Source organism: Rubellimicrobium aerolatum, assembly GCF_017872975.1.
GTDB lineage: Bacteria > Pseudomonadota > Alphaproteobacteria > Rhodobacterales > Rhodobacteraceae > Rubellimicrobium > Rubellimicrobium aerolatum.
On the sequence record NZ_JAGGJP010000003.1, the window covers coordinates 237,346 to 257,025 of the forward strand.

The window sequence follows — 19,680 nt, forward strand, 5'->3', positions numbered from 1 at the left end:
CTTGATTGGGAGCCGGGGCCTCCCCATGCGCCCGAGGCCAGTCCTGTGGAAGCCCAAGCCCGCCGGCTCGGCTGAAGACGCGGACCAGGAACGTCCTTCTCTGAACCTCCCGGTCTGCGCGGCGCCATCCGGTGCAGTGGTCCTAGACATTCGCCACGGCGACGAGGTGATTCCCCCGGCAGCCGACGCCCTGCAGCCAAGAAGTAGACCGGACATGACCCATGTGTTGCCACACTGGATGCGGAGCGGAGCCCACAAGGTGAGGACTGCGACCAAGCCGGGTTTGGCTCCCTATCCGCTCCTGATCCTCGTCGTGCTCTTGGTCCTGGGTGGTCCTTGGTAAGAGGCTCTCGAAGAAGCTCAGGGCCGGGTCGTTCCATGAACAACGGATGCGAGTCCAGGGGCTCTCACCCGATCACCAACATCCGTCTTCCTCAAGGCCCGCTCGCAGTGCCATACAGGCGTATGCGCGGATCAGCGACCCTGCGGGCCATGTCGAGATCGGACCGGTCGGCACAATGAGCACCGGAGCCTCGCCTCCGATTGAGGCAGCCTCCAACGGGACACGCCTCACGGTGACCCTGACGGGGGACGCCACCGTGCTCGGGGCGACAGCCCTGCACGCGGCGCTCGCTTCGGTGCCGCTGGATCGTGACGTCCAGGTCGACCTTGCGGCGGCGGCGCGGATCGACACGGCCGGGGCCTGGGCGCTGGCCATGCTGCGCCGCCGGCTCGAGCAGGCGGGACGCGGGATGACGGTCACGGGCGCCGGAGAGACGACGCTGGCCTTCCTCGGCACGGTCGATGCCGCCATCCCCGAAGGCGAGCGCCCGCCAGAGCCGCGCCTTGGGCTGGCAGATCGGCTGGAACATCTGGGGCGGGCCGTCGCGGGTAGCGTGGGGTTCCTGCTGGCGCTGACCGGGTATCTGGGGCTGTTCCTCGCACGGCTGGCCCGCTCGGCGCTGCACCCGCGCCAGTTCCGTCTGACCTCCCTGGTCCACCACTGCCAGGAGGTGGGGCTGAAGGCGGTGCCGATCGTCGCGGTCATGGCCTTCCTGATCGGGGTGGTGCTTGCCTTCCAAGGAGCGGCGCAGCTTCGGCAGTTCGGCGCGGAAATCTTCGTGGTCGACCTGATCGCGATCTCGATCCTGCGGGAGCTGGGCATCCTGCTCACCGCGATCATCGTCGCGGGCCGGACCGCCTCGGCCTACACCGCGGCCATCGGCTCCATGAGGATGCGCGAGGAGCTCGACGCCATGCGGACGCTCGGGCTCGATCCGGCCGACGTGCTCTTCGTGCCGAGGATCCTCGCCCTGCTGCTGATGCTCCCGATCCTGGGGCTGGTGGCGAACGTGGCGGGCCTTCTGGGCGGCGCGCTGATGGCCTGGACCCAGCTCGGCATCTCGCCTGCCATGTTCCAGACCCGGCTCGTGGAGGGCACGGGCATGAGCCATGTGCTCGTCGGCATGATCAAGGCGCCGGTCTTTGCCCTGATCATCGGGGTGGTGGGCTGCCACGCCGGCATGCAGGTGGAGCGCGACACCGAGTCGCTCGGGCGGATGACTTCGAACGCCGTCGTCACGGCGATCTTCGCCGTGATCCTGACGGACGCGGTGTTCTCCATCTTCTTCGCGCAGGTGGGCCTGTGACGCAGGTCGCTCCCGCCAGCCTCCAGCCCGAGCTGGTGATCGGCTTGCGCGGCCTGCGCAACCAGTTCGGCAGCCATGTCGTTCACGACAACCTCGACCTCGATGTGCGCCGGGGCGAGATCCTGGGGGTGGTCGGCGGGTCGGGCACGGGCAAGTCGGTCCTGCTGCGCTCCATCGTCGGCCTCCAGCGCCCCGCGGCCGGGACGGTCACGGTGCTGGGCACCGACGTGCTCTCGGCCAGCGAGGAGGAGCGCAAGGCCCTGGAGGCGCGCTGGGGCGTGATGTTCCAGGACGGCGCGCTGTTCTCGTCGCTCACCGTGCGGGAGAACGTCGAGGTGCCGCTGAGAGCGGTCCCGGGCCTCGACCCTGCGGTCAGGGTCGCCCTGGCGGACCTCAAGGTCGCGATGGCGGGGCTGCCTCCCCTGGCGGGGGACAAGTATCCTTCCGAGCTCTCGGGCGGAATGCGCAAGCGGGCCGGGCTCGCGCGGGCCCTCGCGCTCGACCCGGAGATCGTGTTCCTCGACGAACCCACGGCCGGGCTCGACCCGATCGGCGCCTCGGCCTTCGACGCGCTGATCCTCCGCCTCAGCCGCTCCATGGGGCTGACGGTGTTCCTGGTGACGCACGACCTCGACACGCTTCATGCCGTCTGCGACAGGGTGGCGGTCCTCGCGGAGAAGAAGGTGCTGGTCACCGGCACCATGCGTGAGATGCTGGACGTCGATCACCCCTGGGTCCGCGAGTACTTCCACGGCCCCCGCGCGCGGGCGGCCTTGGGCGCCGCCCCCATTGCACAGGACTGAGCCGCCATGGAGACCCGCGCCAACTACGTCCTGATCGGCGCCTTCACCTTGGCCGGGATCCTGGGACTGCTGGGCTTCCTGCTGTGGTTCGCACGGGTCGAGCTCGACCGGCAGTTCGCCTATTACGACATCTCCTTCCCCTCCGTGTCGGGGCTCGGCACCGCCTCGGACGTGCGCTTCAGCGGGCTGCCAGTGGGACAGGTCGTCGACGTGCGACTGTCGCCCGAGGGCGACGGCACCGTGCGTGTCCGCATCGAGGTCGGGGCCGACACGCCCGTGCGGACCGACAGCATCGCCACCATCGAATCGCAGGGCGTCACCGGCGTCTCCTTCGTGGGCCTCAGCGCCGGGACGCCCGGGGCCGCGCGGCTGGAGCCCGGACCCGACGGCGAGATCCCCAGGATCCAGGCCGGGCAGTCGGTCCTTCAGACGCTGTCGGAGGACGCACCCGCGCTCCTCAAGGAGTCCCTCGACGTGGTTCGGGAGCTCAACGCCGTCCTTGGCGGAGAGAACCGCGGCCGCGTGGACCGCATCCTGATGAACATCGAGGGCGCCTCGAGCGACTTCGCGCAGTCGCTCGCGGACTTCTCGGCCGTCGCAGGCTCCGTCTCCGAGTTCGCGGTGCAGATCGACAGCTTCAATGCCACCCTCGCCGACCTGACCGACGCAATGACGGGCGTTCTGGCGACGGCGGATGGAACGCTGGAGTCCATCGGGACTCTGGCGGAGGAGGCGCAGACCATCCTGTCGGCTGGCAACGTCGCCCTGGCCGAGATCCAGGGCACGGCGGCCGAGGCCAGGCGCTATGTCGCGGAGGACCTGACAGGAGCGACCGCCGATGTGCGGCTCGCGGTTGGGGACCTGCGTCGCGAGATGGCAGGGCTGAGCCAGGAGGCGTCGACCATGATCGACGGCTTCGGCGCCACGGGAGCCGCCGCCACCGCGCGGCTGAACGAGGCGCAAGGGACCATCGAGGCGGCCAACGCCGCGATCGGCCGTCTGGATGCGACGCTGACTGCGGTGGAGCGCGCCGCCACGAGCGTCGATGCCCTGGTGACCGGCGAGGGCACCAGCCTCGTGGTCGAGGCCCGGACGGCGCTGGCCTCGGCCCGAGTGACCCTGGATGCCGTGGGCGCGGTGGCGCGGACGGACCTGCCGGCCGTCGTGGCCGACATCCGAAGCGCGACCGCAACCGTCGCTGCGGTCGCGGGAGAGGTCGGGGCCGACCTTCGCAGCGCCGGCGACCGGATCGAGGGCCTGGGCGCCGGAGCGGAGACGGCGTTGGCGCAAGTCACCCAGACCTTCGCCAACGCCAACGCGACGCTGACCGCCATCGACACCGCGCTGGCGACGGGGAACCGGGCCCTGGCTGCGGCCGAGCGCGCCTTCACCGGCGCCGACCGGGTCATGAACGAGGACGTGGCGGGCATTGCCCAGGAGCTTCGGGCATCCCTGGCAGGTCTCAACGCGGCCATCGCGCAGGTCTCGGCGGACCTGCCGGGGGTCACCGCCGATCTTCGAGCGGCAAGCACGGCCGCCCAGTCGTCCTTCGAGGAGCTTGAGCGTGTCGTGGGCGCGTCGGGGGGGTCCGTCGAGAGGTTCACGGCCACAGCGCTGCCCGCCTACGCCAGCCTGGCCGCGGAGACACGGGCGCTGATCGACAATCTCGACGGTCTCGTCACCCAGATCGGCCGCGATCCGGCACGGTTCCTCCTCAACCAGCAATCCCCGGAGTTCCAACGATGAGGCCTATGTCGCTGACCTTGACCGCCCGCCTGGCTCGGTGGGGCGCCGCACTGATGGTGGCCGGCCTCATGGCGGGGTGCTCGGCGCTCTCCGCTGTCCAGAATGCGACAACGACGCTCGAAGTCTACGAGCTCCGCGCTGCCGCAGGAGGCCCGGTGGCCCGCGGCGCCCCTCGGCCCGTGGCCCTGATCGTGGAGCTGCCGACCACCAGCGGGGCGCTGGACACCGACCGCATCATGATCCGCCCCGGCCCGCTTCAGGCCCAGTATCTGCCGGACGTGCGCTGGAGCGAGACCGCGCCCGTGATGGTGCAGCGGCTCATGCTGCGCAGCATCGAGGACACGCAGGGCTTCCGCTATGTCGGGCGCCGGCCAATCGGTCCCGGCGGGGACTACGCGCTCATCAGCGAGCTCACGGACTTCCAGGCGGAAGCCTTGGCTCCCGGGGGCGCGGTGGTCACCTTGCGCCTGACCGCCCGCCTCGTCCGCGAGGAGGATGTGGAGATCGTTGCAAGCCGCACCTTCACAGCCACCGCGGCCGTGGCCTCGACCGGGACGCCGGCCCTGGTGGACGGGTTCGACCGCGCCTCGCGGCTGCTGATGAACGAGATCGCGGAATGGACGCTCGACGCACTCGACGTGGGCTTCGCCCGGACAAGCGTGGCCGGGGATGCAGAGCTGGCTCGGGAGATCTGAACAGGGGCGTTGAGTGGATCATCCGCGCGGCCTCGGCGTGAGGACCGGGGGCGAGGAGAGACCATGACGGGACGGCCGCGCCGGAACCGTGGTCCGGCCTTCGAGGCGAAGGTGGCGCTTCCGGCCGTCACGGGCGAGGGGGCGCTGGCCGAACTGGCCCGGCAGCCCGACGTTCGTCCCAACCAGATCACGCAGCGTCGGGAGGGCGCTCCGGCCGTGGACGTGACGACGCTGCACGCGAAGCTCGGTGAGCGGACGCGCGACACCGATTCCCTGGCCGGCGCGCTTGGGCCAAGGCGGGTCCGTTGCCGAGCGCAAGCGACGATCGACCGGGACCGGGGGCTGGGCGTCAGCGGACAGGCGAAGGCGCTCGGGATCGGCTGGGGCAGCGTCCACCGCGTTCTTCGCTGGGCGGGCGGACGCCCGACCGGCCCCATCTCAACCAGCCGACGCCCATCCCGGCAGCGGTAGGACCAGGCCGGAGATCCACTCGGAAACAGCCCGGAAGCCGTTCAGGCAGACCGACCCACCTCAGGTGACGAAGCAGCGCGGCACGGGGCGTCCGTCCTGCCCCCGAACCCTTGGCGGAAGAGGGCAGTTCCTCCCGCTCTTCCGAGCGCGGGGCCATCCGTCGGCCAGCCAAGCGGCCGAATGACACGATGTGAACATCTTGCGTTAAAGACAGCTTCGCCATCCGGCTTAGGTGTGCAACATCGCCGGCTCAGTTCTGGCCCCTCGGCGACTGAGAGACGCGCCCGCGCTCCCGCCCCAACCGCGTGGAGACGCCGAATGAACACGTCCCATCCCCTGTTGGCGAAGTTCGAGCGCTCGCTCACCCTCACCGGGGCCGAGCGGGACGCGATCAACGTCCTTCCGGTCCGGCTGGAGGTGGTCAAGGCCGATCAGGCCATCCTGCGCGAGGGCGACCGGCCCAAGCGCTCCTTCCTGCTGGTGGAGGGGCTCGCCTGCAACTCGAAGGTGGGCCCCAACGGCAAGCGCCAGATCCTGGCGTTCCACCTGCCCGAGGACATGCCGGATCTGGCCAGCCTGTATCTGGACCTGCGGGACAGCGACACCTGGGCCATGACCAACTGCACGCTGGCCTTCGTGAGCCACCGCGACCTCGACCGCTTCTGCGACGAGCAGCGCCGGCTTTCCAAGTTCCTCTGGCGTGACACCCTGATCAATGCCTCCGTGCATCGCGAGTGGACGGTGAACGTGGGGCTGCGCGAGGGCCTCGCCCGCATGGCGCACCTCTTCTGCGAGCTCATGCTGCGGATGCGGGCCCTCGGCCGCGCCAAGGACGGAACCTGCGACCTGGCCCTCACGCAAGCGGACCTGGCCGAGGCCACGGGCCTGTCGCAGGTCCACACCAACCGGGTGATCCAGGAGCTGCGGCGGCTGGAGCTGATCTCGTTCGCACGTGGCCAGCTCACCGTCCACGACTGGGACGGGCTCGTGGAGACCGCGGACTTCCGGGCCGACTATCTCCACCTGCCGCCCGTCGACCGGCCCGAGAGCGCGCCGGGAGCGCGGCGCGCCTGAGGCTCGGGGGCCGCTCCGCCGCCTGGAGGGCGCCTGCGGTGCCGCTGACGCGGAGATCGCAGACGAGCCCGCCCTGCTCGTCGGTCACGTGCATCCGCCAGTCCGCGTCGGCCCAGAACCGGGCGCCCAGGTCCCGCAGCAGCGCGCCCGAGGCGCTCACCGCCTCGGCGCGCGCCTCGGCCGGGCCGGCGCAGACGGTCCCGTGTCGTCGGGCCAGTCCTGGCCATCCTGAACATGGAAGAAGCAACGGGGCATGGCTGGTCCTTCACCGCGGATCGGTGAACATCAGGGACGCCCTGCCATTGGCCGAAGCCACCCAAAGGTAGCCCGTGCCGGGTTCCGGGTCCACGAACGTTCCCGTGCGACGGCCTGATGGCCAAGGCTTGGGCCAGGGGTTGGGCCAGGGCTTGGGCCAGGGTCCGGGCTCGGCCCCAGGGACGCCGCAGGCTGCCCGGCTCACCACCCTGCGGCAGCCGGATCGCCCGCCAGCGCCAGCGGCTTCTCGGCCCGGGGCACGTCGGCGAAGGCCTTGGGGACCATGCAGGCGTCGTAGCCCGTGGCGAAGACGAAGGGCACGCCCCGGGCCCGCAGGACATCGGCCACGGGGTAGACCGTCTCAGGCCCCAGCCCGATGTCGAGAACGGCCATGTGCGGGTCGAGGCCGGACTCCAGCAGGGCGAGCGCCCCGGCCACGCAGGCCACCGGCCCCAGCACCTCCACCCCGCAGGACAGGAGTTGCTCGCACAGGTCCTGGGCCACGACATAGTCGTCCTCCACGACCAGGACGCGACGGCCCCGGAGGGAGGCATTGCGGGACATTCCGGTCAGCAGGTCGTGCAGCGACATCCGGGCCTCCATCGTGCAGCGGATGCCGCTTCATGCGCGGCGCGGGCGCGCGAAGATATAACACGTGATGGTTGAGATCGGGACCGGCACGAGCGGGAACAGGGGGCCTCCCACGACGCGAGGTTCGGACGAGGATCGCGGGCTTGAACCCGTCGGCCCGGGGCAGTCTGGACAAGGTCTCGTGCCGTGCGAAAGTCAGGTGCGTCGGTTGGGGGATCTTGGTGAGCAACGAACGCGCCTTGGGGCAGCGCGGTCGTGATTGACGGGTGTGGCGCGGGATCGGCTTCGGGACAGTCCGGGGCCCCCTTCCGGGCGAGAGCCCTGGCCGCTTGATCCCCGGGCGGCTGGGCCCCCCGCGCCCGGCCGAGCAGGGCGCGGGCCGCTCCCCCCGGGCCATCCGTCCGAGGACGATCCCAGGGTCCGGGACCGCCGGTCGCGTTCGGCGAAAGGTCAGATCCTGATCGTTCCTCGGGTCAAGGCCGTCGATTTTCTGGGCTTTCGTACAAACGGGCCGCCGGAAACGCCGCCTCCCGTGGAGGCCGCCCCGCTCATCTGGAAGCGTCGAATCGTCTCACAGCAGGAGGGAGTCGATGCGACTTCAGGCATTCATCGGCGCGGCGTCGCTCGCGCTGGCCGCCCCGGCCATGGCGCAGGACGCGGAGTTCGTCCCCGAAACCGTCAGCGTCCAGGAGCGGATCGCGCCCGGCGCGAACGTCTTCGTCATGGACCAGAACTGGAGCGGGGCCTCCAAGATCAACGTCCTGGGCGCCGACGACCTGAGCATGAAGGGCAACCTGAGCGTGGGCCGCGAAGGGCAGATGCTGCTCTCGGCCGACGGGGCCACGCTCTACACGACCTCGGGCTACGCCAGGCGCATCACCTACGGCGAGATGGAGGCCGTGGTGCACGAGTTCGACGTGGCGACCCTGACGCACCGGCGCGAGTTCACGATCTCCAACAAGCGCGCCATGGTGGAATCGCAGCCCGCGCTCCTCGGCTTCGCCGACGGCGAGCGGTTCCTGCTCGTGCAGAACGCCACGCCGGCCACCTCGATCGCCGTGGTGGACCTCGCCCGGGGCGAGCAGATCGCCGAGATCCCGACCCCCGGCTGCTGGGGCGCCCTGGCGACCCAGGGGCGCGGCTTCCTGACGCTCTGCGGCGACGGCACGGTCCAGGCCTTCGCCTTCGAGCCCGACGGCAGCTTCGGCGAGCCCGTGAGGTCGGCCGCGCCGATCTTCGACCCCGACGCCGACGCGCTCTTCACCAACCCGGCCCGCGTGGGCGCCGACTTCGTGTTCGCCTCCTTCGGCGGGAACCTCCTGCGGGTCGCGATGGTGGACGGCGTGCCGACGCTGGTGGACAGCTTCTCGATCACCGAGGGCGTGGAGGGCGACTGGGCCCCCGGCGGCTCGGAGGTCATCGCCTACCACGCGCCCAGCGGCACCGCCTTCGTCCTGATGCACTCCGGGGCCGAGGAGGGCAGCCACAAGGACGGGGCCGAGGAGATCTGGGCCGTGGACCTCGACGCCAAGGCGGTGCTCTACCGCTCGCCCGCGCATCACGAGAACTCCATCGCGGCGGGGCAGGGCGAGACGCCCGTCCTCTTCGCCGTGGGCGAATCCAGCACGCTGACCCGCTACGAGGTGGACCCCGAGGCCCGCTTCGCCGCCAAGCCCGCCGGCGAGGCCGAGAAGATGGGCGGCTTCCCCGCGCTCGTCCTGACGAGCCAGTGATGGCGGCCGGGATGTCCGCCCTGATCGGGGGGGCGCTGACCGTGGCGCTGTCGCTCCTGTTCCTGCGCGCGGCCTGGCACAAGGCGCAGGCCTTCGCCGAGACCACGGGCTTCGTCGCGGGCTACGGCCTCGTGCCGCCCGGGCGCGAGGCCCCGGTCCTGCGCGCCCTGATCGCCGCCGAGGGGGCCACGGTCCTCCTCCTGGCGCTGCCGGCCACCCGCCCGCTGGGCGGGCTCGGGGCGGCGGCGCTCCTGCTGGGCTACGCGGCCGCCATGGCGCTGGCCCTGCGCGCCGGCCGCGCCCGGATCGAATGCGGCTGCGGGGGCGCCCCGCAGGTCGTCTCGCCCGCGCTGGTCGGGCGCAACCTCCTGCTGGCCGCCGCCGGGGTCGCGGTCGCGCTCCTGCCCGGCCAGCCCATGGGCGGGGCGCCCGGCGCCGCCGCCGCCATCGCCGCCGGGGTCACCCTCTGGTGCCTCCACGGCACGGCCGAGCGGCTCTTCGCCAACGCCGGCCACATCCGACTCGCCCAGGACCAAAGGTGACCCCATGCAAGCCCTGACCTTCGCCGTCGTCGCCCTCTGGGCCGTCGTCCTCCTGCTCGTCGCGGCGATCTTCGCGCTGGCCCGGCAGGTCGGCGTCCTGCTCGAACGGGTGCAGCCCGTCGGCGCCATGATCGCCGACAAGGGGCCCGAGATCGGCACGCAGGTGCCCGCGCTCGCCCTCCCCAACCTGAACGGCCCCGGCCTCGTGCTGGGCCGGGCCGGCGGGCGCAGCCAGCTCGTATTCTTCCTGTCCACCTCCTGCCCGATCTGCAAGGCGCTGGTGCCGGCGCTGCGCTCGGCCGCGCGGGCCGAGGGCGACTGGCTCGACGTGGTGCTGGCCTCGGACGGCAAGCCCGAGCCGCACCGGGAGATGATCCGCCGCGAGCGGCTTCAGGACTTCCCCTACACGCTCTCGGCCGAGCTGGGGATGACCTTCAAGGTGGCCAAGCTTCCCTTCGCCATCCTGATCGACGGCGCCGGGCGCGTCCGCGCCAAGGGCCTCGTCAACACCCGCGAGCAGCTCGAAAGCCTGTTCCACGCCGCCGAGCTGGGCCGCCCCTCCATCCAGAGCCTCGCGGCGGACCCGCCGGGCCTGCCGGCCTGATCCCCCTCACGAAAGGAGCCAACATGACCGAACTGATCGACCGCCTGCTCAAGCGCCTGGACCGCACCGTCGAGACGAGAGCCCGCCGCTCGGCCCGGACGCACGGCCGACGCAGCTTCATGGCCAGGGCCGGCGCGGCGCTGGTGGGCGTCGCCATCTCGCCGGTGCTGCCCTTCGACCGCCGCGCCCGCGCCCAGGAGGCCGGCGAGGACGCCTGCGAGTACTGGAAGCACTGCGCGCTCGACGGCAACCTCTGCTCCACCTCGGGCGGCTCGCTGACCTCCTGCCCGCCGGGCTCCGAGGCCTCGGCGGTGTCCTGGGTGGGGACGTGCCGCAACCCGGAGGACGACAAGGACTACCTCGTCTCCTACAACGACTGCTGCGGCAAGGCCGGGGTCTCCAGCGCCACGTTCTGCTACACCAGCCAGGGCGAAAGGCCCGGCTACCGCATGGGCCTCTACAACGACATCAACTGGTGCATGGCGAACGCGAACACCGGCTACCACTGCACGGTGTCGGTCGTGGTCGGGCTGGCCGATGCCTAGGGCCCTGCTCCTGGGCCTCGTGGCCATGGCGGGATCTCCCGCCCTGGCCGACGGCGCGTCGCTCTTCGCCGGGACCTGCGGGGCCTGCCATGGCGAGGCCGGGGTCGGCATCCCCGGCCTCGCGCCGCCGCTCCACAACGCCGAGCTCTGGGCGGCCCTGGGCGAGAGGGCGCCCGCCTACATCGCCGGCGTGGTGGCGAACGGGCTCTCGGGCCGGCTGACGGTGGCGGGGCAGGACTACGTGGGCCTCGTCATGCCGCCGCAGGCCCACCTGGGCGCGGAGGAGCTGGCCGAGATGGCGACCTATGTGCTGGCCGACCTGAACGGCACCGGGCAGGCGGTCACGCCCGCCCAGATCGAGGCCGCGCGGGCCGAGCGCTCCAGCCACGCCGACCTCCGCGCGCTGCGGGAGGCCCGGTGATGCGGCGGCCGCGGTTCGCGACCCCCCTCTCCGCCGTCGCGCTGGCGGCGGCCGTGGCCGGCGCGCAGGCCAGGGCGGAGGAGGGGGCTCCGCCCGAGCGCACGGCCGCCGCCAACTACATCCTGCGCTGCGCCGGGTGCCACGGCCTGAGCGGCGAGGGCACGGTTGTCGGCGGCGTGCCGACCTTCCTCGGATCGGTCTCGGCCCTCGCCGCCGACGACCGGGGACGGACCTACATGGCGAACGTGCCCGGCGTGCTCTCGGCCAGCCTCGGCGACGCCGAGATCGCCGCCGTCTTCAACTACGTGCTGGAGCGATGGGGCGACGGGGGTCCGGTCCCCCCCTTCACCGCCGGCGAGGTGGCGGCGCGGCAGGCCGAGGCGGTCGGCGACATCGTGGCCTTCCGCCGCGACCTGGCGGAACGCCTCCGCCACGCCGGCGTGACCCTCGCCGACTATCCCTGGCCCTGATGGCCTCCGGTCGGGCGGCGGCAGGGGTTAACGCCGCGGTCACGAATCGCGCAACACCACCGTTCGTTGCTGTCGGAGACCGTTAACCCCGCTCTGGCATCCTTCTCGCGACGCCCACGAATCGCGCCGCCCAGGAAAGGAGGACCGCCATGCCCACCACCGCCCACGCCCACGCCGCCGACCATGCCGCCGACCATGCCGCCCCCAACCCGGCCTCCCGCCCCGAGGCCCCGGGCGGCCCGGCCCGGCCCGCCGAGGGCTTCGCCGTCCCGCGCCGCGACCCGGCGGACGCGCCCCCCCGCGAGGCCCGCGCCCCGTCAGGCCGGGAAACGGTGCTCCGTGCCGTCCTGCGGGCTGGCCCAGACCTCCGAGCCGGGGGCGAGCGTGGTCTCGCCGGCGGCGCGGGCCACCAGATCGCCCAGTTGCGGCACGTCGAGGTGAATGATCGCGTCCGCCCCCAGCCTCTCGACATGGCGCACCCGGCCATGCCAGCGGCCCCGCTCGGGCGAGAGCAGGACGTGCTCGGGCCGGATCCCGTAGACGCGGGCGCCCATGGCCCGGGCCGCCTCGCCCTCGTAGAGGTTCATCCTCGGGCTCCCCAGGAAGCCCGCGACGAAGGGCGTCGCCGGATGGCGGTACAGGTCCATCGGCGCGCCGGTCTGCTCGATCCGCCCGCCGTTCAGCACGACGATCCGGTCGGCCATGGTCATGGCCTCCACCTGGTCGTGCGTCACGTAGATCATGGTGGCGTCGAGCCGCCCGTGCAGCTCGGCCAACTCCAGCCGCATCTCGGCGCGCAAGCTGGCGTCGAGGTTCGACAGGGGCTCGTCGAACAGGAACACCTTGGGGTCGCGCACGATGGCCCGCCCGATCGCCACCCGCTGCCGCTGGCCGCCCGACAGCGCCTTGGGCTTGCGGTCGAGCAGGTGCGAGAGCTGGAGGATGTCGGCGGCGTGGCGGACCCTGTCCTCGATCTCGGCCTTGGGACGCTTGGCGAGGCTGAGGCCGAAGCCGATGTTCTGCGCCACCGTCATGTGCGGATAGAGCGCGTAGTTCTGGAACACCATGGCGATGCCGCGCCGCGACGGCTCGGCATCGGTCACGTCGCGCCCGCCGATCAGGACCTGCCCGTCCGTCACCTCCTCCAGCCCCGCGATCATCCGCAGCAGCGTGGACTTCCCGCAGCCCGACGGGCCGACGAACACGCAGAAGTCGCCGGACGGCACGCGGAGGTCCACGCCCTTGATGACCTCGACCGCGCCGAAGGACTTGCGGACGGCCCTGAGCTGCACTTCGGCCATGTGTCACCCCTTGACGGCGCCCGCGGTCATGCCCGCGACGATCTGTCGGTTGAAGAAGACGAAGACGACCAGCGGCGGGATCGTCACCAGCAGCACGTTCATGAACAGGAGGTTCATCTGCGAGCTGAACTGGCTCTGGAAGTTGAAGAGCGTGAGCTGCACCGTCACGTTCTCGCGCCCCGGCAGGTAGTAGAGCGGGTTCGTGAAGTCGTTGAAGATGCCGATGGACTGCACGACGATGTTGGTGACGGTCACCGGCCAGAGCAGCGGCAGCACGACCTTGAAGAAGACTTGCAACGGCTTCGCGCCGTCGATGATCGCCGCCTCGTCCAGCTCGCGCGGGATCGTGGCGATGAAGGCGCGGTAGAGAAGCACCGAGAAGGACAGGTTGTAGGCCACCTCGATCAGGATCATCCCGTGGATGGTCTTGAACAGGCCCAGCGCCTGCAGCACCCAGATCGTCGGCACCACGGCGGGCGGGATCATCAGCCCGGCGAGCACCGCCCCCATCACCACGCCGTTCACCCGCGACCGCCGCCGCTGGAGCACGTAGCCCACCATCGAGGCGAAGATCACCAGGAGCGTGACCGATCCCACCGTGATGATCGTGGAGTTCAGGTAGGCCAGCAGGAGCATGTAGTCGCGCTCCTGGACCACCTCCACGAGGTTCTCCCAGGCCTGCCATTCGGTGGGCCAGGCGAAGTCGAGCCGGCTCGCCTCGCGACGGGTCTTCACCGCCTGGAGCGCGATGAACAGGAAGGGGATCACGAACACCACGAGGGCCGCCAGCAGGGCGAGGCCTCCCGTGAGGGCGGGCCGCCACCGGGCCCGGCGGCGCGGGCGGGCGGGCGGAGCCGTGGCGACGGATCGGGACAGGACGGTCACAGCTCCACCTCGCGTCGGTTGAACCACCAGGTCAGCGGCAGGACGATGCAGGCGATGAGCCCGAACAGGATCACGTTCCCCGCCGTGGCGAGCCCATAGAAGCCCGCCTGATACTGCTTGTAGATCACGCTCGCGATCACGTCCGAGGAGAAGCCGGGCCCGCCCCCCGTCATGGCCCAGATCAGCTCGAAGTAGCGCAGGCCCGAGATCAGCGACAGCGTGACGACCGTGATGGTCGCGGGTCGGACCAGCGGCACCGTCACGCGCCGGAACTGCTGCCAGCGCGTCGCGCCGTCGATGCGCGCGGCCTCGTAGTAGTCCTGGGGGATCGACACGAGCCCCGCCATGAAGATCACCGTGGCGAGGCCCACGCCCTTCCACACGTCCACCAGCGCCACCGACACCAGCGCCAGCGACGGATTGGTCAGCCAGTGCGGCCCATCGATGCCGATGCCTTCCAGCGCGACGTTGATGACGCCGCGCGTCGGGTGCATCATCGCCTCGAAGGCGAAGCCCACCCCGATGGTCGAGACGAGGACCGGAAAGAACACCAGCGTCCGCAGCGTCCCCCGGAACCAGATGCGCCCGGTCAGCAGCACGGCGAGGGCCAGCCCCAGCACGGTCTTGAGCCCGCTCGTCAGCGTCCCATAGATCAGCGTGTTCACCACGCCCTGCACGAGGAAGGGCTCGCGGAAGAACTGGCGGAAGTTGCCGAGCCCGATGAACTCGGCCTCGAACAGGTTCCAGCGGGTCAGGCTGAACCAGAACGAGGCCAGCGTCGGCACGATGAACAGCGCGCCGTAGACGACGGCCGCCGGCAGGAAGAACCAGGTCGGATAGGGCGAGCGGCGGGCGCGGCGTTCCGTCATGGATGAGATCCCGCAAGGAGGCGAAAGGCCGGCCGAGGTCCTGCGGCCCCGGCGGCGGAAAGGACGGCGCGGCCCCGGCCCCCGGGACCGCGCGGGGGCTCACCAGCCCTCCAGCCCGAGCTGCTGCGCCTGCTTCTGCACGTCCTGGTCATAGAGCGCCGCCGCTTCGGCCGCCGAGCGGATGCCCGAGCCGACCTCCACGGTGATCTGCTCCAGCGCGGGACCCTTGATGGGGCTCAAGAACTCCAGCGCCGGCGCAGTGCGGCCCTCCTCGAAGTAGGGCAACATGTCCTGGACGAGGCGCGGCACGTCGGCCGGCAACTCGCAGCCCTCGATCAGAAGCGGCCCCGTGGCGCCGATGGTGTCGAGGATCACCTGGCAGGCGTCCTGGCTCGCCGCGAAGTTGGCGAAGTCCTTGGCAACCTCCGTGTTCTCCCCGCCCTTGGGCACGTAGATGCCATCCAGGTACCAGACGGTGAGACCGTTCGGCGCGCCCTCCGGCCCCGGCTGGGCGAAGAAGCCCACGTCATTGATTGACTCGGGATAGTTCTGCTGGATCCCGCCCAGGCCGAAGGTCAGCATCGGATAATGCGCGGCCTCGCCCTCGGCCACCATCCGCAGCCCGTCGTCGAAGGTCGCGGCGCCGAAGTCCTCGTTCCACCAGCCCTTCTCGAACCCTTCCTGCAGGTGCTCGAAGCCCCGCATCGCCGCGGGCGTGTCGGCGTATTTCGCCTCGTTCGCGGTGTAGCGATCCGCGAAGTCCGGCACCTCCGCCTGCACGTTGAAGTAGTCGGCCAGCACGAAGAGCTGCGAGGTCCAGGTCTCGCCGTAGGTCTGCGCGACCGGGACGTATCCGGCCGCCTTGATCGCCTCGTTGTTGGCGGCGAACTGCTCCCAGGTGGTCGGGACCTCCAGCCCCAGTTCCTCGTAGATTGGCACGTTGTAGAAGATGCCCCCGCCCATGGCCGCCCGCGCCGGCACGCCGTAGACCCGTCCGTCCGTGCCGGTCACGACCTCCTTGAAGCCGTCCAGCACGCCCGCCATGTTGGGCAGGTCGTCCAGGGGCTCCAGCGTCTCGGTCGGGTTCAGCGCCTGGAACAGGGAGCCCGCATTGTAAAGGAACACGTCCGCCATCTCGCCTGTGGCGAGGCGCGTCTTGATGAGGTTGTCCCCTTCCGCGCCGCCCGGCCGCTGCTCGACCTCGATCGAGACCTCGGGATGCTGCTCCATGTAGGCGGCGGCCAGCGCCTCGGCGACGGCCACGGTGTCGGGGCTGTTGTCCACGAGGTAGATCAGCTCCACCTCCTGCGCCCAGGCCCCTCCGGCCAAGGCCATCAGAGCGGCGGCCAGCGCGGCGCTCGGGATCGGTCTCGTCATGATGTCTCCTCCGTTGGTCTCGTGTCGCGCGGGTTGGCCCCGCTTCGCCGTCAGGAAATGGTGAACCCGATTTCGTGCGTGCCAGGGCCGAGCGTCAACGGCCCCGTCCGCGCCACGCCGCCCAGCGTCACCTGCCCACGCCCCCGGGGCTCGAACACTGCCTCGCAGCCCTCGGGCAGCGTCACACGGTAGGCCACGCGTCGGCCATCGAGCCGCCACTCCGCCGCGACCTCGCCCCGGGGGCTCTGGTGCCGCGCCGCCGCGTGGCCCAGCGCCGGGATCACCACGGGATCGAGCTCCAGCCGCGCGAAGCCCGGCCCGTCCTCGCTCCGCCGCAGGCCCGCCACCCCCTCGAAGAGCCACTGGCACACCGCGCCATAGGCGTAGTGGTTGTAGCTGTTCATGCCCGGGTTGAAGAGCGTCCCGTCCGGGGCGATGGCGTCCCACCGCTCCCAGATCGTCGTGGCCCCCATCCTCACCTGATAAAGCCAGCCCGGGATGCGCTCGTTGAGGAATACCTTCCCCGCGAGGTCGTGCATCCCGCACTTCGTGAGCGCCGGCAGCAGCGCGGGCGTGCCGATGAAGCCCGTTCCGATCCGGCCATCCGTCTCCTCCACCACCCGCCGGAAGTGCCGCGCGGCATCCTCGCGATGCGCCTCGGGCACGAGGTCGTGGAGGAGCGACAGGGCATAGGAGGTCTGGTCGCCGTAGGCGATCCGCCCCGCCGGCGTGATGAACTCCCGCGCGAAGGCCGCCTTGATCGCGCCGGCGCAGGCTGCCAGCCGCTCGGCCTCCGCCTCCTCGCCGAGCAGCCGGGCGATGCGGGCCACGAGGTCGGTCGAGATGAAATGATAGATCGTCGCCGCCGCGTCGTCGCCGATGGTGTTCGCGGCCTTCTGGTTGTCCTTCTGCCCCGGCTGCGCCTGCGGCTGGAGCCAGTCGCCGAAGGTGAAGCCCTTGCCCCCCCAGACCGGGTTCGGGGTGATGACCGGCCCGTCCGAGATCGACCACAGGTAGTCGAGCCACTTCCGCATCGCGCCGAAGCACTCGCGCAGCACGTCGGCGTCGCCGTAATGCAGGTAAAGTTGCCATGGAATGATGACGATGGCGTCGCCCCAGCCGGTCGAGCCCGCCCAGTCGCCACGCCCTGGGACGGGATGCAGGCGCGTGGGGTCTGGCGAGAAGTGCGGGATGCCGCCGTCCGGCCTCTGGTCGGCCATCACGTCGCGCAGGTATTTCCGCAGGATCGCGTGGCTGTCCGCCAGCCAGCAGGCCGTGCCCGCGAAGACCTGCGCGTCCCCGGTCCAGCCCAGCCGCTCGTCGCGCTGCGGGCAGTCGGTCGGCACCTCGATGAAGTTCGCGCGCTGCGACCAGACGGTGTTCAGCACCAGCCGGTTCACCAGCGGATGCCCGCACTCGAAGGTTCCCGCCTGCTCGGGCACCGAGGAGATGGGCACGCTCTCGATGGCAGTGACGCGGGCGTTCCCCGTCACCGTCACCTTGGCGTAGCGATAGCCCATGAAGGTGAACATCGGCGCGTAGGTTTCCGGCCCGTCCCCCTTCAGCACGTAATCCACCGCCCCCCGCGCGCTGCGGTAGTTGGCGTTGTCCCATTGCCGATTCGGGCCAAGCTGCTCGGAATGCTCCACCAGCACCTGGGCCCCGGCCTCGCCCTCGACCGTGAAGCGGACGAAGCCGCCGACGTTCTGGCCGAAGTCGTGGACGGTCGCGCCGCCGTCCTCCCAGCGGTCCACCGCGGCCAGCGCGGGAAGCTCCCGCACGGCCGGGGCCTCGTGCGGCACGAGGAGCCCCGTGTCGAAGGGCAGCGCCTCGACGCCGTGCGTCGCCTGCGGATCGACCCGGGCGTCCACGCTCTCGCCGTAGTAGATGCCGCTCCGGCGGATGGGCAGGAGGCCGCTGCGCCAAGTGTCGTCCGTCCTGAGGACCACCTCGCCCGCCGCCTCGATCTCGGCGATGGCGCCGATGCGGTCGCCCCAGCAGTTCAGGATCGGCCGTTCGTGCCCCCACATCATCTGCGACCGCCACCAGCCGTCGCCCAGCCAGATCTCCAGCCGGTTCGCGCCTGGCCGGAGGAGGTGCCCCACGGCATGGTCCTGGAAGGCGATGCGGTCATCGTAGCAGGTCCAGCCCGGCGTCAGCAGGTCCGTGCCCACCCGCTCCCCGTTCAGGAACGCGCGGTAGAGCCCCTGCGCCGAGATCCGCAGCCGCCCCTCGGCGGGCACCGTGTCCAGCGTGAACTCCCCGGCCACGAAGGAGGCCGGCGTGCCGACTCCCCCATCCGACAGGGGCGCGATCATCGTGCCGATCCAGGCGCGGGCATCCGCTCGCGCCTGGGGCTGCGTCGCCGAGTCCTTCATGGTGCCTCCTCCCGCGCCGGACGCCCCCTCCCGGGATCCAGGCGCGTATACCGTTATACGTGGATCGTTGCACAGGGCGGGCCCGGTTAGCAATGGAAATCGTTCTACGGTTCTGGCACGGTTGGCCACGATCACAGGAAGGAGGCAGGATGTCGCCGAGGGACACGACCGAGGAGTCACGGCGCGCGACAATCCGGACCGTCGCCGAGGACGCCGGGGTTTCCGTGGCGGCCGTGTCCAAGGTGCTTCGCGACGCCTATGGCGTGAGCGACGCGCTCCGCGCCCGGGTGAACGCCTCCATCGCCAAGCTGGGCTACCGCCCGTCCAAGGCGGCGCAGGGCCTGCGCGGGCGCAGCACCACCGTCGGCGTGCTCCTCGTGGAGATTGCCAACCCCTTCCTGCCGGCGGTGATCGACGGCATCCAGGACACGCTCGCCCCTTCGCACTTCCGCGCGATGATCGGCGTGGGCCGGGCGCAGACGCACCTGGAGACCGAGCTGATCGAGTCGATGATCGACCACGGCATGGCCGGGGTGATCCTCGTGGCCCCGCTCCTCCCCCGGGAGGTTGTGGCGCGCTACGCGCAGAAGATCCCGACCGTGCTGATCGCCTACCATGCGCCGGACGCCGCGCCGTTCGACACGGTCAACTCCGACGACCGCAGGGGCGGCGCGCTGGCCGCGCAAGCGTTGATCGACCGGGGTCACCGCGACATCGGCTTCCTGGCGCATCACGGCGCCGGGGGACGCAAGCCCTCCGTCGTGCGCGAGCGCGAGGCCGGCTACGCCGAGGCGCTGACGCGGGCCGGGCTCGCGCCCCGGGTCTTCGACCTGACCGCCCCGCCCGAGGGGCGCCCGGCCGAGCTGGTGGCCTTCCTCGCCCGCCCCGACCGCCCGCGCGCCGTGGTCTGCTGGAGCGACCTCGACGGCCTTCCCCTCCGCGCCCTGGCGGCCCAGGCCGGGCTGCGCGTGCCCGGCGACCTCGCGCTCGTGGCTTATGACAACAGCCCGATGGCGGCTTCGCCCGCCTTCGATCTCGCCAGCATCGACCAGCACGGGCGCGAGCTCGGCCGGCAGGCGGCGGACGTGCTTCTCGCCCGCCTCGGCGGCCGGAGCGAGGCCCGGCACCTCCTGGTCGAGCCGCATCTGGTGGTCAGGTCCAGCATCTGACCGGTCCGACGGATCCGGTGTCATGGCAGGCAGTGAGGCGACGGGCCTTCGCGCCGTGCGCCTCCGCGCCGGGAACCCGGCCCCCGGCCGGCCCGTTCCAAC

20 protein-coding genes are annotated in these 19,680 nt (G+C 71.2%); 13 read left to right on the plus strand and 7 right to left on the minus strand.

What is annotated here, in order from left to right:
• Window positions 1–575 precede the first annotated feature (575 nt).
• The 6 genes from J2Z33_RS05375 (at window position 576) to J2Z33_RS05400 (ending at window position 6,438) form a co-directional block, all read left to right on the plus strand.
• The gene (locus J2Z33_RS05375; RefSeq protein WP_342454130.1) at window positions 576–1,649 is read left to right on the plus strand and encodes an ABC transporter permease; all 1,074 of its coding nucleotides are present in this window, start codon (window positions 576–578) and stop codon (window positions 1,647–1,649) included.
• Complete coding sequence (locus J2Z33_RS05380) at window positions 1,646–2,452, plus strand: ABC transporter ATP-binding protein (RefSeq protein ID WP_209838652.1); 807 nt, start codon at window positions 1,646–1,648, stop codon at window positions 2,450–2,452. The genes J2Z33_RS05375 and J2Z33_RS05380 overlap by 4 nt, the downstream gene beginning before the upstream one ends.
• 6 nt (window positions 2,453–2,458) lie before the next feature.
• Entirely contained in the window at window positions 2,459–4,198 is a 1,740-nt protein-coding gene (locus tag J2Z33_RS05385; RefSeq protein WP_209838654.1) for an MlaD family protein, read from the plus strand.
• Window positions 4,199–4,203: 5 nt separating this feature from the next.
• A complete protein-coding gene (locus tag J2Z33_RS05390; protein ID WP_245218573.1) occupies window positions 4,204–4,893 on the plus strand; it encodes an ABC-type transport auxiliary lipoprotein family protein in 690 nt (229 codons plus the stop codon).
• Between the two features lie 63 nt (window positions 4,894–4,956).
• Complete coding sequence (locus J2Z33_RS18940) at window positions 4,957–5,364, plus strand: hypothetical protein (RefSeq protein ID WP_209838655.1); 408 nt, start codon at window positions 4,957–4,959, stop codon at window positions 5,362–5,364.
• Between the two features lie 318 nt (window positions 5,365–5,682).
• On the plus strand, window positions 5,683–6,438 hold the full coding sequence (locus J2Z33_RS05400) for a Crp/Fnr family transcriptional regulator (protein WP_209838657.1): 756 nt from the start codon (window positions 5,683–5,685) through the stop codon (window positions 6,436–6,438).
• On the opposite strand, the gene J2Z33_RS18945 is transcribed toward J2Z33_RS05400, so the two are convergent.
• A complete protein-coding gene (locus J2Z33_RS18945; RefSeq protein WP_377109726.1) occupies window positions 6,326–6,685 on the minus strand; it encodes a DUF6894 family protein in 360 nt (119 codons plus the stop codon). The two genes, J2Z33_RS05400 and J2Z33_RS18945, sit on opposite strands and share 113 nt — an antisense overlap.
• Before the next feature lie 209 nt (window positions 6,686–6,894).
• Complete coding sequence (locus J2Z33_RS05405; RefSeq protein ID WP_245218574.1) at window positions 6,895–7,284, minus strand: response regulator; 390 nt, start codon at window positions 7,282–7,284, stop codon at window positions 6,895–6,897.
• Between the two features lie 590 nt (window positions 7,285–7,874).
• On the opposite strand from J2Z33_RS05405, the gene J2Z33_RS05410 reads away from it, so the two are divergent.
• From J2Z33_RS05410 to J2Z33_RS05435, 6 genes are read left to right on the plus strand one after another with little or no spacing between them, the layout of a single operon-like run.
• Window positions 7,875–9,017, plus strand: coding sequence for an amine dehydrogenase large subunit (locus J2Z33_RS05410; RefSeq protein WP_209838658.1), 1,143 nt, complete (start codon window positions 7,875–7,877; stop codon window positions 9,015–9,017).
• Between the two features lie 11 nt (window positions 9,018–9,028).
• Window positions 9,029–9,559 (plus strand): MauE/DoxX family redox-associated membrane protein, encoded by a 531-nt coding sequence (locus J2Z33_RS05415; RefSeq protein ID WP_209838659.1) that lies wholly within the window; start codon window positions 9,029–9,031, stop codon window positions 9,557–9,559.
• Window positions 9,560–9,563: 4 nt separating this feature from the next.
• On the plus strand, window positions 9,564–10,163 hold the full coding sequence (locus J2Z33_RS05420; protein ID WP_209838660.1) for a thioredoxin domain-containing protein: 600 nt from the start codon (window positions 9,564–9,566) through the stop codon (window positions 10,161–10,163).
• A gap of 23 nt (window positions 10,164–10,186) precedes the next feature.
• Window positions 10,187–10,708: a methylamine dehydrogenase light chain gene (locus J2Z33_RS05425; protein WP_209838661.1), complete on the plus strand. Its 522-nt coding sequence runs from the start codon at window positions 10,187–10,189 to the stop codon at window positions 10,706–10,708.
• The gene (locus J2Z33_RS05430) at window positions 10,701–11,129 is read left to right on the plus strand and encodes a c-type cytochrome (RefSeq protein WP_209838662.1); all 429 of its coding nucleotides are present in this window, start codon (window positions 10,701–10,703) and stop codon (window positions 11,127–11,129) included. The genes J2Z33_RS05425 and J2Z33_RS05430 overlap by 8 nt, the downstream gene beginning before the upstream one ends.
• Window positions 11,129–11,599: a c-type cytochrome gene (locus J2Z33_RS05435; protein ID WP_209838664.1), complete on the plus strand. Its 471-nt coding sequence runs from the start codon at window positions 11,129–11,131 to the stop codon at window positions 11,597–11,599. Before J2Z33_RS05430 ends, J2Z33_RS05435 begins: the two co-directional genes overlap by 1 nt.
• Window positions 11,600–11,916: 317 nt before the next feature.
• On the opposite strand, the gene J2Z33_RS05440 is transcribed toward J2Z33_RS05435, so the two are convergent.
• The 5 genes from J2Z33_RS05440 to J2Z33_RS05460 all read right to left on the minus strand — a co-directional run bounded on the left by J2Z33_RS05440 (window position 11,917) and on the right by J2Z33_RS05460 (window position 18,409).
• On the minus strand, window positions 11,917–12,900 hold the full coding sequence (locus J2Z33_RS05440; RefSeq protein WP_209838666.1) for an ABC transporter ATP-binding protein: 984 nt from the start codon (window positions 12,898–12,900) through the stop codon (window positions 11,917–11,919).
• A gap of 3 nt (window positions 12,901–12,903) precedes the next feature.
• Window positions 12,904–13,785: a carbohydrate ABC transporter permease gene (locus tag J2Z33_RS05445; RefSeq protein ID WP_342454131.1), complete on the minus strand. Its 882-nt coding sequence runs from the start codon at window positions 13,783–13,785 to the stop codon at window positions 12,904–12,906.
• Window positions 13,782–14,654, minus strand: coding sequence for a carbohydrate ABC transporter permease (locus J2Z33_RS05450; RefSeq protein WP_209838668.1), 873 nt, complete (start codon window positions 14,652–14,654; stop codon window positions 13,782–13,784). The genes J2Z33_RS05445 and J2Z33_RS05450 overlap by 4 nt, the downstream gene beginning before the upstream one ends.
• A 99-nt stretch (window positions 14,655–14,753) precedes the next feature.
• Window positions 14,754–16,031 (minus strand): ABC transporter substrate-binding protein, encoded by a 1,278-nt coding sequence (locus J2Z33_RS05455; RefSeq protein WP_209838670.1) that lies wholly within the window; start codon window positions 16,029–16,031, stop codon window positions 14,754–14,756.
• A gap of 50 nt (window positions 16,032–16,081) precedes the next feature.
• Complete coding sequence (locus tag J2Z33_RS05460; RefSeq protein ID WP_209838673.1) at window positions 16,082–18,409, minus strand: alpha-L-rhamnosidase; 2,328 nt, start codon at window positions 18,407–18,409, stop codon at window positions 16,082–16,084.
• Between the two features lie 149 nt (window positions 18,410–18,558).
• Between J2Z33_RS05460 and J2Z33_RS05465 the strand changes: the two genes are divergently transcribed.
• Window positions 18,559–19,578, plus strand: coding sequence for a LacI family DNA-binding transcriptional regulator (locus tag J2Z33_RS05465; protein ID WP_209838675.1), 1,020 nt, complete (start codon window positions 18,559–18,561; stop codon window positions 19,576–19,578).
• The last annotated feature ends 102 nt before the right edge of the window (window positions 19,579–19,680 follow it).

Excerpts from the sequence above, each read along its gene's own strand:
- J2Z33_RS05385 (WP_209838654.1), top strand. The coding sequence starts at position 2,459 with ATGGAGACCCGCGCCAACTACGTCCTGATCGGCGCCTTCACCTTGGCC.
- J2Z33_RS05390 (WP_245218573.1), top strand. The coding sequence starts at position 4,204 with ATGTCGCTGACCTTGACCGCCCGCCTGGCTCGGTGGGGCGCCGCACTG.
- J2Z33_RS18940 (WP_209838655.1), top strand. The coding sequence starts at position 4,957 with ATGACGGGACGGCCGCGCCGGAACCGTGGTCCGGCCTTCGAGGCGAAG.
- J2Z33_RS05400 (WP_209838657.1), top strand. The coding sequence starts at position 5,683 with ATGAACACGTCCCATCCCCTGTTGGCGAAGTTCGAGCGCTCGCTCACC.
- J2Z33_RS05405 (WP_245218574.1), bottom strand. The coding sequence starts at position 7,284 with ATGTCGCTGCACGACCTGCTGACCGGAATGTCCCGCAATGCCTCCCTC.
- J2Z33_RS05410 (WP_209838658.1), top strand. The coding sequence starts at position 7,875 with ATGCGACTTCAGGCATTCATCGGCGCGGCGTCGCTCGCGCTGGCCGCC.
- J2Z33_RS05415 (WP_209838659.1), top strand. The coding sequence starts at position 9,029 with ATGTCCGCCCTGATCGGGGGGGCGCTGACCGTGGCGCTGTCGCTCCTG.
- J2Z33_RS05420 (WP_209838660.1), top strand. The coding sequence starts at position 9,564 with ATGCAAGCCCTGACCTTCGCCGTCGTCGCCCTCTGGGCCGTCGTCCTC.
- J2Z33_RS05425 (WP_209838661.1), top strand. The coding sequence starts at position 10,187 with ATGACCGAACTGATCGACCGCCTGCTCAAGCGCCTGGACCGCACCGTC.
- J2Z33_RS05430 (WP_209838662.1), top strand. The coding sequence starts at position 10,701 with ATGCCTAGGGCCCTGCTCCTGGGCCTCGTGGCCATGGCGGGATCTCCC.
- J2Z33_RS05435 (WP_209838664.1), top strand. The coding sequence starts at position 11,129 with ATGCGGCGGCCGCGGTTCGCGACCCCCCTCTCCGCCGTCGCGCTGGCG.
- J2Z33_RS05440 (WP_209838666.1), bottom strand. The coding sequence starts at position 12,900 with ATGGCCGAAGTGCAGCTCAGGGCCGTCCGCAAGTCCTTCGGCGCGGTC.
- J2Z33_RS05450 (WP_209838668.1), bottom strand. The coding sequence starts at position 14,654 with ATGACGGAACGCCGCGCCCGCCGCTCGCCCTATCCGACCTGGTTCTTC.
- J2Z33_RS05455 (WP_209838670.1), bottom strand. The coding sequence starts at position 16,031 with ATGACGAGACCGATCCCGAGCGCCGCGCTGGCCGCCGCTCTGATGGCC.
- J2Z33_RS05460 (WP_209838673.1), bottom strand. The coding sequence starts at position 18,409 with ATGAAGGACTCGGCGACGCAGCCCCAGGCGCGAGCGGATGCCCGCGCC.
- J2Z33_RS05465 (WP_209838675.1), top strand. The coding sequence starts at position 18,559 with ATGTCGCCGAGGGACACGACCGAGGAGTCACGGCGCGCGACAATCCGG.